This window comes from Streptomyces sp. NPDC058001 (genome assembly GCF_042886315.1).
In the GTDB taxonomy this organism is placed as follows: domain Bacteria; phylum Actinomycetota; class Actinomycetes; order Streptomycetales; family Streptomycetaceae; genus Streptomyces.
Genome location: NZ_JBHVQT010000009.1, coordinates 351,791 through 363,659, shown reverse-complemented (window position 1 = coordinate 363,659; position 11,869 = coordinate 351,791). Strand labels below are relative to the sequence as shown.

At 69.3% G+C, this 11,869-nt stretch carries 10 protein-coding genes; 9 read left to right on the top strand and 1 reads right to left on the bottom strand.

Annotated elements, in window-relative coordinates:
• Window positions 1-22 precede the first annotated feature (22 nt).
• The 7 genes from ACFVT5_RS24390 to ACFVT5_RS24360 all read left to right on the top strand — a co-directional run bounded on the left by ACFVT5_RS24390 (window position 23) and on the right by ACFVT5_RS24360 (window position 6,197).
• Window positions 23-838 carry a cell division protein FtsQ/DivIB gene (locus tag ACFVT5_RS24390; RefSeq protein WP_389891703.1) on the top strand — a complete coding sequence of 272 codons (816 nt, stop codon included), beginning with the start codon at window positions 23-25 and terminating at the stop codon, window positions 836-838.
• Window positions 839-1,121: 283 nt separating this feature from the next.
• Window positions 1,122-2,333, top strand: coding sequence for a cell division protein FtsZ (gene ftsZ, locus ACFVT5_RS24385; RefSeq protein WP_389891700.1), 1,212 nt, complete (start codon window positions 1,122-1,124; stop codon window positions 2,331-2,333).
• Window positions 2,334-2,350: 17 nt separating this feature from the next.
• On the top strand, window positions 2,351-3,067 hold the full coding sequence (pgeF, locus tag ACFVT5_RS24380) for a peptidoglycan editing factor PgeF (RefSeq protein WP_389891698.1): 717 nt from the start codon (window positions 2,351-2,353) through the stop codon (window positions 3,065-3,067).
• A gap of 6 nt (window positions 3,068-3,073) precedes the next feature.
• Window positions 3,074-3,793 (top strand): YggS family pyridoxal phosphate-dependent enzyme, encoded by a 720-nt coding sequence (locus ACFVT5_RS24375; protein ID WP_389891695.1) that lies wholly within the window; start codon window positions 3,074-3,076, stop codon window positions 3,791-3,793.
• 140 nt (window positions 3,794-3,933) lie between these two features.
• The gene (locus tag ACFVT5_RS24370) at window positions 3,934-4,575 is read left to right on the top strand and encodes a cell division protein SepF (RefSeq protein ID WP_389891692.1); all 642 of its coding nucleotides are present in this window, start codon (window positions 3,934-3,936) and stop codon (window positions 4,573-4,575) included.
• A 49-nt stretch (window positions 4,576-4,624) separates the two neighbouring features.
• On the top strand, window positions 4,625-4,909 hold the full coding sequence (locus ACFVT5_RS24365) for a YggT family protein (protein ID WP_389891689.1): 285 nt from the start codon (window positions 4,625-4,627) through the stop codon (window positions 4,907-4,909).
• A gap of 79 nt (window positions 4,910-4,988) precedes the next feature.
• Complete coding sequence (locus tag ACFVT5_RS24360) at window positions 4,989-6,197, top strand: DivIVA domain-containing protein (protein WP_389891686.1); 1,209 nt, start codon at window positions 4,989-4,991, stop codon at window positions 6,195-6,197.
• A 95-nt stretch (window positions 6,198-6,292) separates the two neighbouring features.
• Here the strand turns inward: ACFVT5_RS24360 and ileS are convergent, their stop codons facing one another.
• A complete protein-coding gene (ileS, locus tag ACFVT5_RS24355) occupies window positions 6,293-9,433 on the bottom strand; it encodes an isoleucine--tRNA ligase (RefSeq protein ID WP_389891683.1) in 3,141 nt (1,046 codons plus the stop codon).
• Between the two features lie 555 nt (window positions 9,434-9,988).
• Here ileS and ACFVT5_RS24350 point away from each other — a divergent pair.
• Window positions 9,989-11,086 (top strand): TraR/DksA family transcriptional regulator, encoded by a 1,098-nt coding sequence (locus ACFVT5_RS24350; RefSeq protein WP_389891681.1) that lies wholly within the window; start codon window positions 9,989-9,991, stop codon window positions 11,084-11,086.
• A gap of 146 nt (window positions 11,087-11,232) precedes the next feature.
• Window positions 11,233-11,856: a signal peptidase II gene (gene lspA, locus ACFVT5_RS24345; RefSeq protein WP_389891677.1), complete on the top strand. Its 624-nt coding sequence runs from the start codon at window positions 11,233-11,235 to the stop codon at window positions 11,854-11,856.
• The last annotated feature ends 13 nt before the right edge of the window (window positions 11,857-11,869 follow it).

Genomic DNA, 11,869 nt, shown 5'->3' with positions numbered 1-11,869 from the left:
TGTGTGACAGAAGGCAGGGAGCGTGGCCGGACCGACGACCGCCGAGCGCGGCACACGGCAGCAGTCGATGTCCGGCCCACCCGGGCCGCCCCGGGGCCCGTTGCTGCGACGGCTGCGGCTCCCAAGGCCCCGGCTGCCGCGCGGGCGCGTGCTGCTCGTACTGATCGCCGGCACGGCGCTCCTCCTCGGGGGCGCCGCGTGGGTGCTCTACGGCTCGCAGTGGCTGCGGGTGGACCGGGTGACCGTGTCCGGCGCGCGGGTCCTGACGGCCGACGAGGTGCGTACGGCGGCGGCCGTACCGGTCGGCTCGCCATTGATTTCCGTCGACACCGGTCGTATTGAAGAACGACTTCGCCAGAAATTGCCCCGAATTGACTCGGTTGATGTCGTCCGTTCCTGGCCCCAGGGAATCGGACTGAAAGTGACCGAGCGAGTGCCGGTACTGATTGTCGAAAAGGGCGGAAAGTTCATCGAAGTGGACGCCGGAGGGGTACGGTTCGCGACCGTATCCGATCCACCCAAGGGCGTACCGACACTGGAATTGGCCGCCGGTGGATCACCGAGCCTGCGGCGATTCGGGACCGACCGTCTGGTGCGCGCCGCGGTGCGCGTCGCCGGTGACCTCCCGGCCCAGGTCGCCCGCGACACCCGGAACATCAAAGTCCGTTCATACGACTCCCTCACCCTGGAGTTGAGCGCGGGACGCACCGTCGACTGGGGAAGCAGTGAGAAGGGTGACGCGAAGAGCGTCACGCTCACCGCACTCATGAAAGCGGCTCCCAAGGACCGGCACTTCGACGTGAGTGTTCCCACCGCCCCTGCGTCATCAGGGAGTTGACGCACAACTGCGCAGGCCAACCCCCTGGCTGGGCACCGCAACGGCTGATCACATAGGGTGAAAAGAAAAACGGGAGGTTCGGCGTGTTCGTTGAACGCGCGCCACTTGTCGACTTAGTGTCCTGTTCGGAAGCGTGAGAAGAAACGCAGCAACGGACACACTGGTAACCCTAAACTTCAGCGTTAGGGTTCGGGTCGGCGTTCGGACCGTCCCATTCGGCATCAAGTCGTCGCACCGCGACAAAGCAAGCGACGACACGTAATCGAGGCGAGAGGCTCTCGACGTGGCAGCACCGCAGAACTACCTCGCAGTCATCAAGGTCATCGGTGTCGGCGGCGGTGGTGTCAATGCCATCAACAGGATGATCGAGGTCGGTCTCAAGGGCGTCGAGTTCATCGCCATCAACACCGACGCGCAAGCCCTGTTGATGAGCGACGCCGACGTCAAGCTCGACGTGGGCCGTGAACTCACCCGCGGCCTCGGCGCCGGCGCCAACCCGGCCGTCGGCCGCAAGGCGGCCGAGGACCACCGCGAGGAGATCGAGGAGGTCCTCAAGGGGGCCGACATGGTCTTCGTGACCGCCGGAGAGGGCGGCGGCACCGGCACCGGCGGCGCGCCCGTCGTGGCCAACATCGCCCGCTCGCTCGGCGCCCTCACCATCGGCGTGGTCACCCGGCCCTTCACCTTCGAGGGCCGCCGCCGCGCCAACCAGGCGGAGGACGGTATCGCGGAACTCCGCGAAGAGGTCGACACCCTCATCGTCATCCCCAACGACCGGTTGCTGTCCATCTCGGACCGCCAGGTCAGCGTGCTCGACGCGTTCAAGTCCGCGGACCAGGTACTGCTCTCCGGTGTGCAGGGCATCACCGACCTCATCACCACGCCCGGCCTGATCAACCTCGACTTCGCCGACGTCAAGTCCGTGATGTCCGAGGCGGGTTCGGCGCTCATGGGCATCGGCTCGGCACGCGGCGACGACCGCGCGGTGGCCGCCGCCGAGATGGCGATCTCCTCGCCGCTGCTCGAAGCGTCGATCGACGGCGCCCGCGGTGTGCTCCTGTCCATCTCCGGCGGTTCGGACCTCGGTCTCTTCGAGATCAACGAAGCCGCCCAACTGGTCAGCGAGGCCGCGCACCCCGAGGCCAACATCATCTTCGGCGCGGTCATCGACGACGCGCTCGGCGACGAGGTCCGGGTCACCGTCATCGCCGCGGGATTCGACGGCGGCCAGCCGCCGGCCAAGCGGGACACCGTCCTCGGGTCCACGTCCGCCAAGCGCGACGAGCCGACCCCGGGCCGGGGCACCGAGGCCCGCCCGTCCTTCGGCGGACTCGGCAGCGTCACCTCGCGCGACGAGCCCGTGAAGTCCGCGCCCGCCGAGACCACTTCGGCGAGCGAACTGTCCTCGGGGCCGCACTCCTCGCCGCAGGTTCCGCCCGCGCGCTACCAGGACAGCGCCGCCGAAGAGCTGGACGTGCCGGACTTCCTCAAGTGATAGCCCGGCCTGACGCGGTGACCTCCGAGAACGGCGCGCACTTCGCCTTCACCGACCGGTGGGGCGGGGTGAGCGCCGTTCCGTACGAGGAGCTGAACCTCGGCGGAGCGGTCGGCGACGACCCCGACGCCGTACGCGCCAACCGGGAGCGCGCCGCACGGGCCCTCGGACTCGAACCGGGGCTCGTGGTCTGGATGAACCAGGTGCACGGCACCGAGGTCGCCGAGGTCGAGGGACCGTGGACCACCCGGCTCACCCCGGAGGTCGACGGTCTGGTGACCGCCCGCCGCGGACTCGCCCTCGCCGTGCTCACCGCCGACTGCGTCCCGGTCCTGCTCGCCGATCCGGTCGCCAAAGTGGTCGCCGCCGCCCACGCGGGACGGCCCGGAATGGTCGCCGGGATCGTGCCCGCCGCCGTCGACGCCATGAAGTCCCTGGGCGCCGACCCCGCGCGGATCGTCGCCCGCACCGGACCCGCCGTCTGCGGCCGGTGCTACGAGGTACCGGACACCATGCGCGCCGAAGTCGCCGCCGTGGAACCCGCGGCGTACGCCGAGACGAGTTGGGGCACCCCCGCCGTGGATGTCGCCGCCGGGGTGCACGCGCAATTGGAACGGCTGGGGGTGCGCGACCGGGCGCGTTCGCCGGTCTGCACGCGGGAGTCGCACGACCACTTCTCGTACCGCCGCGACCGGACCACCGGTCGCCTCGCGGGCTATGTCTGGCTGGACTGATGGGGCATGACGGACCGTAAGGCACAAATCGCCGCGAATCTGGCGAGAGTAGAGGACCGGATCACCGCGGCCTGCGGGGCGGCGGGTCGTGAGCGTGCGGAAGTGACCCTCATCGTGGTCACCAAGACCTACGCCGCGAGCGATGTGCGGATTCTGTCGGAACTCGGTGTACGTCATGTCGCCGAGAACCGTGACCAGGACGCGGCGCCCAAGGCCGCCGCCTGCTCCGATCTGCCCCTCATGTGGCATTTCGTCGGTCAGTTGCAGACCAACAAGGTACGTTCTGTGGCGGGTTATGCCCAGTTCGTGCAGTCCGTCGACCGGGCCCGACTCGTCACCGCGCTCTCCCGGGAAGCGGTTCGCGCTGAGCGGGAGATCGCCTGTCTCATCCAGGTGGCGCTCGACGCCGGGGAGAGCGGACGCGGTGAGCGCGGCGGTGTCGGACCGGACGGGATCGGGGAGTTGGCCGACCTGCTGGCCGGGGCCGAGGGGCTGCGGCTCGGCGGGCTGATGACGGTCGCGCCGCTGACGGGTCCCTACGCCGGACGGCAACAGGTCGCGTTCGAGCGGTTGATGGATTTGTCGACTGCCCTGCGCGCGGACCATCCTGCTGCGAACATGGTGTCAGCAGGGATGAGTGCGGACCTCGAACAGGCCGTGGCGGCGGGAGCGACACATGTGCGCGTCGGCACTGCGGTACTCGGAGTCCGACCCGGGCTCGGGTAACGTCGCCAAGAAGTCGGACCACAGCAGAAAATATGGTCATTCCCGCCGATCGGCGGGGCGGGCCTCGTGGATCGCGGAGACTTGGTTGGCGTCAAGCCGATCCACCACGCCGATCCACCACAGAGCGGAGGACTCAGAGCATGGCCGGCGCGATGCGCAAGATGGCGGTCTACCTCGGCCTCGTGGAGGACGATGGGTACGACGGCCGGGGTTTCGACCCCGACGACGACTTCGAACCCGAGCTGGATCCGGAGCCCGAACGGGACCGTCGACGGCATGAGCCGTCCCATCAGTCCCACCAGTCTCACCTGTCCCAACGGGACGATTCGGTACGAGTGGTGCAGCCGCCCGCCCCGCGCGATCCGGTCCCCCATGCGACCGCGCTGCCCTCGGAGTCAGGGCGTCCGGCGCGAATCGCCCCCGTGGCATCCATCACACCTGAACGCCAGAACCTGGAGAAGAACGCACCGGTGATCATGCCCAAGGTCGTGTCCGAGCGGGAGCCCTACCGGATCACCACACTTCACCCCCGGACCTACAACGAGGCCCGTACCATCGGGGAACACTTCCGCGAAGGCACCCCGGTGATCATGAACTTGACGGAGATGGACGATACGGATGCGAAGCGACTTGTCGACTTTGCCGCCGGCCTTGTGTTCGGTCTCCATGGGAGCATCGAGCGGGTGACGCAGAAGGTGTTCCTGTTGTCGCCTGCTAACGTCGATGTCACGGCGGAGGACAAGGCTCGCATCGCAGAGGGCGGGTTCTTCAACCAGAGCTGAGACGCAGTACCGGTCAACAGAGGCGAAACAGGGGAGAGGGAAGCACGAGATGCGCGTGTTCTTGGATGTGGTCTACATCGCGCTGATGTGTTTCCTCATCGTGCTGATCTTCCGGTTGGTCATGGACTATGTGTTCCAGTTCGCCCGCTCATGGCAACCCGGCAAGGCGATGGTGGTCATTCTGGAGGCCACCTACACTGTCACTGATCCACCGCTCAAGCTTCTGCGGCGGTTCATCCCGCCGCTGCGTCTCGGGGGCGTGGCGCTCGACCTGTCCTTCTTCGTATTGATGATCATCGTCTACATCCTGATCTCCGTGGTGATCCGGCTGTGAGCGATGATGGGGCCCCTCATGCCCAGGGGTATCCCGATACGGTCTTGCCGATTGCCGACGACTACGTTGAGGTGAAGAGATGCCATTGACCCCCGAGGACGTGCGGAACAAGCAGTTCACGACCGTCCGCCTCCGAGAAGGCTATGACGAGGACGAGGTCGATGCCTTCCTCGACGAGGTGGAGGCGGAGCTGACCCGCCTGCTCCGGGAGAACGAGGACCTGCGGGCGAAACTGGCCGCCGCGACGCGCGCCGCCGCCCAGAACCAGCAACAGGCCGGCATGCGCAAGCCGCCAGAACAGCAGGATCGACCCGGCGCCCCCGTGCCCGCCGCCATATCCGGACCGCAGCCGGTACCGCCCCAGCAGCATCAGATGGGGGGCCCGCCGCAGCAGCACCAGATGGGCGGCCCGCCCCAGCTGCCGAGTGGCGCCCCGCAGCTGCCCGCCGGTCCCGGCGGCCACGGACCGCAGGGCCACGGCCCGGGTCCGATGGGCCAGGGTCCCATGGGTCAAGGTGGTCCGATGGGCCAGCAGATGGGCGGCCCGATGGGCCAGGGCCCCATGGGTCAGGGCGGTCCGATGGGCCAGCAGATGGGCGGCCCCATGGGCGGTCCCATGGGTCATCCGATGCAGCAGCAGCAGCCCGGTCCCCCTCAGGGCGGCCCCGGTGGCGACAGTGCCGCACGGGTGCTCTCCCTCGCGCAGCAGACCGCCGACCAGGCGATCGCGGAGGCCCGTTCCGAGGCCAACAAGATCGTCGGCGAGGCCCGCAGCCGCGCCGAGGGCTTGGAGCGGGACGCCCGTTCCAAGGCCGATGCCCTGGAGCGGGACGCCCAGGAGAAGCACCGCGTCGCGATGGGCTCCCTGGAGTCCGCCCGCGCGACCCTGGAGCGCAAGGTCGAGGACCTGCGGGGCTTCGAGCGTGAGTACCGGACCCGGCTGAAGTCCTACCTGGAGTCGCAGCTGCGTCAGCTGGAGACCCAGGCCGACGACTCGCTGGCTCCGCCGCGGACGTCCGCCGCGGCCTCTCTGCCGCCGTCGCCCGCGCCCTCGATGGCGCCGGCCGGTGCGAGTGCGCCGTCCTACGGCGGTAACCCGTCCATGGGCGGCGGTATGGGTGGGGGCATGGGCGGTAACCCGCCCGGTGCGCCTTCCTATGGTGGGCAGCAGCAGATGTCGCCCGCGATGACGCAGCCCATGGCGCCGGTGCGGCCTCAGGCTCCGCAGCCCATGCAGCAGGCTCCTTCGCCGATGCGGGGTTTCCTTATCGACGAGGACGACAACTGAGCAGCGCGAGTACTGCGTAGGCGTCGGCAGCCTAAAAGGGCGGGGCCCCGGATCTCTCCGGGGCCCCGCCCCTTTGCGTTGCTTACGGTGCCGGGCTACTCGGCCTTGCGTAGGTGGAAGGTCAGGGACAAGGGTTCGTCTGTGAAGGCGGGGCCGTAGGTTTCGTCTGGGTCGGCCTGGGTGAAGTCTGTGGCCAGGACCTCGTCCGCGATCAGGGTGGTGTGGTCCGCGAGGGCGGTGATGACTGCCGGGTCCGTGGAGGTCCAGCGGAGGGTGATGCGGTCGGCGACGTCCAGGCCGCTGTTCTTGCGGGCCTCCTGGATCAGCCGGATCGCGTCACGGGCGAGCCCCGCGCGGCGCAGCTCCTCCGTGATCTCCAGGTCGAGGGCGACCGTGGCGCCCGCGTCCGAAGCCACCGACCAGCCCTCGCGCGGCGTCTCCGTGATGATGACCTCGTCCGGGGCCAGCGTCACCGTCTCGCCGTCGACCTCGACGGACGCGGTGCCCTCGCGCAGCGCGAGCGACAGGGCGGCGGCGTCGGCGTCGGCGACGGCCTTCGCGACCGCCTGGACGCCCTTGCCGAAACGCTTCCCGAGCGCACGGAAGTTCGCCTTCGCGGTCGTGTCGACCAGCGAGCCGCCCACCTCGGCCAGGGAGGCCAGCGAGGACACGTTCAGCTCCTCGGCGATCTGGGCGTGCAGCTCCGGTGACAGGGACTCGAAGCCCGCCGCCGAGACCAGCGCGCGGGACAGCGGCTGGCGGGTCTTCACGCCCGACTCGGCGCGGGTCGCCCGGCCCAGCTCGACCAGACGCCGGACCAGGACCATGTGCCGGGACAACTCGGGGTCGATCGCCGTCAGGTCCGCCTCCGGCCACGACGACAGGTGCACCGACTCGGGGGCGTCCGGGGTCACCGGCACCACCAGGTCCTGCCAGACCCGCTCGGTGATGAACGGGGTCAGCGGCGCCATCAGCCGGGTCACCGTCTCGACGACCTCGTGCAGGGTGCGCAGGGCCGCCTTGTCGCCCTGCCAGAACCGGCGCCGGGACCGGCGTACGTACCAGTTCGACAGATCGTCGACGAAGCCCGACAGGAGCTTGCCGGCGCGCTGGGTGTCGTACCCCTCCAGGGCCTGTGTCACCTGGTCGGTGAGGGCGTGCAACTCGGACAGGAGCCAGCGGTCGATGAGTGGGCGCTCGGCGGGCGCCGGGTCGGCGGCCGAGGGTGCCCAGCCCGACGTACGGGCGTAGAGCGCCTGGAAGGCGACCGTGTTCCAGTACGTGAGGAGGGTCTTGCGGACGACTTCCTGGATCGTGCCGTGGCCGACCCGGCGGGCCGCCCACGGGGAGCCGCCGGCCGCCATGAACCAGCGCACCGCGTCCGCGCCGTGCTGGTCCATCAGCGGGATCGGCTGAAGGATGTTGCCCAGGTGCTTGGACATCTTGCGGCCGTCCTCGGCGAGGATGTGGCCGAGGCACACCACGTTCTCGTACGAGGACTTGTCGAAGACCAGGGTGCCGACCGCCATCAGCGTGTAGAACCAGCCACGGGTCTGGTCGATGGCCTCCGAGATGAACTGCGCCGGATAGCGGCTCTCGAACAGCTCCTTGTTCTTGTACGGGTAGCCCCACTGCGCGAACGGCATCGAACCCGAGTCGTACCAGGCGTCGATGACCTCCGGGACACGGGTCGCCGTGCCCGCGCACCGCTGGCAGGGGAACGTGACGTCGTCGATGTACGGGCGGTGCGGGTCGAGGGCCGACTGGTCGGTGCCGGTCAGCTCGGTCAGCTCCGCGCGGGAGCCCACCACCGTGAGGTGGTCCTCCTCGCAGCGCCAGATGGGCAGCGGGGTGCCCCAGTAGCGGTTGCGGGACAGGGCCCAGTCGATGTTGTTGTTCAGCCAGTCCCCGTACCGGCCGTGCTTGACGGAGTCGGGGAACCAGTTCGTCTTCTCGTTCTCTTCGAGGAGGCGGTCCTTGACGGCGGTCGTGCGGATGTACCACGACGGCTGCGCGTAGTAGAGCAGCGCCGTGTGGCAGCGCCAGCAGTGCGGATAGCTGTGCTCGTACGGGACGTGCCGGAAGAGCAGACCCCGGTCGTGCAGGTCCTGGGTCAGCGCCTCGTCGGCCTTCTTGAAGAAGACCCCGCCGACCAGCGGGACGTCCTCCTCGAAGGTGCCGTCGGGGCGGACCGGGTTGACGACCGGCAGGCCGTACGCCCGGCAGACCTTGAGGTCGTCCTCACCGAACGCGGGGGACTGGTGGACCAGTCCGGTGCCGTCCTCCGTCGTCACGTACTCGGCGTTGACGACATAGTGCGCCGGGGCCGGGAACTCGACCAGCTCGAACGGACGTTGATAGGTCCAGCGCTCCATGTCGGCGCCGGTGAAGGTCTCGCCCGTGGTTCCCCAGCCCTCGCCGAGCGCCTTCTCGACCAGCGGCTGGGCGACGACCAGCTTCTCGGTGCCGTCGGTCGCGACGACATAGGTGACATCGGGGTGCGCGGCGACCGCCGTGTTGGACACCAGCGTCCAGGGCGTGGTCGTCCAGACCAGGAGGGCGGCCTCGCCCGCGAGCGGACCGGAGGTGAGAGGGAAACGGACGAAGACGGACGGGTCGATCACCGTCTCGTAGCCCTGCGCCAGTTCGTGGTCGGACAGGCCCGTGCCGCAGCGCGGACACCAGGGGGCGACACGGTGGTCCTGGACCAGCAGGCCCTTGCCGAAGATCTCCTTCAGCGACCACCACACGGAGTCGATGTACTCCGGGTCCATCGTGCGGTAGGCGTCGTCGAGGTCGGTCCAGAACCCCATACGGGTGGTGAGCGCTTCGAAGGCGTCGGTGTGCCGGGTCACGGACTCGCGGCACTTGGCGTTGAACTCGGCGATGCCGTACGCCTCGATGTCCTTCTTGCCGTTGAAGCCCAGCTCCTTCTCGACGGCCAGCTCGACCGGCAGGCCGTGGCAGTCCCAGCCGGCCTTGCGGGCCACGTGATGGCCGCGCATGGTGCGGAAGCGCGGGAAGACGTCCTTGAAGACGCGGGCCTCGATGTGGTGGGCGCCCGGCATGCCGTTGGCCGTGGGCGGGCCCTCGTAGACCACCCACTCGGGGCGGCCCTCGGTCTGCTCCAGGCTCTTGGCGAAGATCTTGCTCTCGCGCCAGAAGTCGAGCACGGCGTGCTCAAGGGCGGGCAGATCTACCTGGGCGGGCACCTGGCGGTACTGCGGCGGCGTCATCGACGGCTCCTCCAACGGACTGCTTTCTTCCGTCGGAGGGACGAGAGCCGGTCGCCGTGCGGCGGTGCTCCCGCGGTACCACCCTCCTTGGCCCTCCGGCGTGCCCGCCGGGGAGCCCCCTCATTGGGGTCGCGACACCGGGTCTACTCGCCAGGGCCCCTGGCTTTCTTCCGGCGGCTCCGGGGTGATCTTCACATCGCGCTCGCCCCCGGGCTCTCACCGTCCCCGGGTCGCTCCTGGCCGCTCACGGCGCTACTCGTCCCCATCCACGCTTTTCGCTCTGCCCAGTGTACGGGGCCCGCAGGGGCGTGGCTCACCGGTTTTTCGGGGGGCCGGTGTGACCCGAATGGCCATGGGGGCGGTACGGGATCCGGGGGCGCGGCCGTCCGGGCGGGGACCCGGTCGGTTACCGGGCGGATTACCTGGCGGGGAGCGGGGCACAACCCGTGGGGCGGGCGAATCGGGCGGCGTGCCCCGTTGCCGCCGGGCTGTTGTCGATTTATCGTCCCAGCACGATTCGCGTGCAAGATCACAATATGTGAAGGGGCCGCGGCCATGGTGGCGAAGAAGACCGCCGTACAGCGTTCGGCGTCCAGCAGATCCACCCGGCCGGCATCGGCGCCGGCCGGCGGGGAGAGCGCGGCCAAGGCTCACGTCGGTGCCCGGACCGCCGCGAGGAAGCCCGCGAAGAAGACCGTCACGCGCGGTGGGGCGGCTGTCTCCGGTGCCCCCGCCGGGGTCGAGGGCGAGGACGTCACGACGGGGAAGAAAGCCGCTGTCCGGAAGGTTGCGGGCGGCGCGGGTGCTGCCAAGAAGGTGGCGTCCAAGAAGGCCGCGCCCAAGAAAGTGGCGTCCAAGAAGGCCGCGTCCCCTGCGCGGGACGCTTCCGGCGAGGGCGGTGCCGAGGGCGTGGAGGGCGGTGCCGATCGTGCGGCGCCCGTCAAAAAGGCCACTAAGAAGGCCACTAAGAGAGCCACCAAGAAGGCCGCCACGAAGACCGTACGTGGCAGGAAGACGGTCGGCGGGAAGAAATCCGTTGCCGTCGTCGGCGACGGCACGGAGGCTGTTCCCGCTGGTGGCGAGGGCCGCAAGGCGGCCGGAGGCCGGGCCTCCGGTGGTGTGAAGGCGTCTGGTAAGAAATCGGCTGCGAAAACGACGGGAGCCACGACGGTGGTTGCGAAGAAGACCCGGGGCACGGCCACTGCGGCCAAGAAGCCCACCCCCGTGCCCAAAGCGCGTATCGCCGCAGCGGAGCCGGGCGAACTCGCGGTCCGTCCGGGCGAGGACCCCTGGACCCCGGAAGAGGTCGAGGAGGCCCGTGCGGGGCTCCTCACGGAGGCCCAGCGGCTGCGCGACGAGATCGCGTCGTCCGAGGCGTCGATCGTCGGCCTGATGCGTGACTCCGGCGACGGCGCGGGCGACGACGAGGCCGACACCGGCACCAAGAACATCACCCGCGAACACGAGATGGCCCTCGCGGCCAACGCGCGCGAGATGCTCGAACAGAGCGAACGCGCCCTGGAACGCCTCGACGCCGGCACCTACGGCATCTGCGAGAACTGCGGCAACCCGATCGGCAAGGCCCGTATGCAGGCGTTCCCCCGGGCCACCCTCTGTGTGGAGTGCAAGCAGAAGCAGGAGCGCAGGTACTGAGCGAACAGGGACGCGGATACCGGCTCGGATACAGGGCACACGCGGGTTCCGGCCACCGGTACCGGACAGGGGCGGTGAGGCGCCGGGGGCCGCGGACCTGTGCCGTACCCTCGTCCTCAGTCAGGTACCTAACTTGAGGGACTCACGTGACAGAGGCGGAGCGCATCATCGGTACTCCGGACATCCCCGAGACGGCGGGAGCCGAGCCGGACCCGGCCGACGAGCGGGACAAGAGCGCCGACGAGCGGGACGAGAACAAAGGCGCGAGCGAGGAGCAGTCCCGCGGCAAGCGCCGTATCGCCGTGCTCTTCGCCGTCGCCGTCCTCGCGTACGCGCTCGACCTCGGCAGCAAGATGCTCGTCGTCGCGAAGCTGGAGCACCACGCGCCGATCGATGTGATCGGTGACTGGCTCCGCTTCGAGGCGATCCGCAACGCGGGCGCGGCCTTCGGCTTCGGTGAGGCGTTCACCGTCATCTTCACGGTGATCGCCGCGTCCGTGATCGTCGTGATCGTCCGCCTCGCGCGCAAGCTGTACAGCACGCCCTGGGCGATCGCGCTCGGCCTGCTCCTGGGCGGGGCGCTGGGCAATCTCACCGACCGGATCTTCCGCGCGCCCGGTGTGTTCGAGGGCGCGGTCGTCGACTTCATCGCGCCGAAGCACTTCGCCGTGTTCAACCTCGCCGACTCGGCCATCGTCTGCGGCGGCATCCTGATCGTCCTGCTCTCCTTCCGCGGCCTCGACCCGGACGGCACGGTCCACAAGGACTGAGCCCCGACAAGGG

Excerpts from the sequence above, each read along its gene's own strand:
- ACFVT5_RS24360 (WP_389891686.1), top strand. The coding sequence starts at position 4,989 with ATGCCATTGACCCCCGAGGACGTGCGGAACAAGCAGTTCACGACCGTC.
- ACFVT5_RS24375 (WP_389891695.1), top strand. The coding sequence starts at position 3,074 with ATGACGGACCGTAAGGCACAAATCGCCGCGAATCTGGCGAGAGTAGAG.
- ACFVT5_RS24350 (WP_389891681.1), top strand. The coding sequence starts at position 9,989 with ATGGTGGCGAAGAAGACCGCCGTACAGCGTTCGGCGTCCAGCAGATCC.
- ACFVT5_RS24370 (WP_389891692.1), top strand. The coding sequence starts at position 3,934 with ATGGCCGGCGCGATGCGCAAGATGGCGGTCTACCTCGGCCTCGTGGAG.
- ACFVT5_RS24365 (WP_389891689.1), top strand. The coding sequence starts at position 4,625 with ATGCGCGTGTTCTTGGATGTGGTCTACATCGCGCTGATGTGTTTCCTC.
- ileS (WP_389891683.1), bottom strand. The coding sequence starts at position 9,433 with ATGACGCCGCCGCAGTACCGCCAGGTGCCCGCCCAGGTAGATCTGCCC.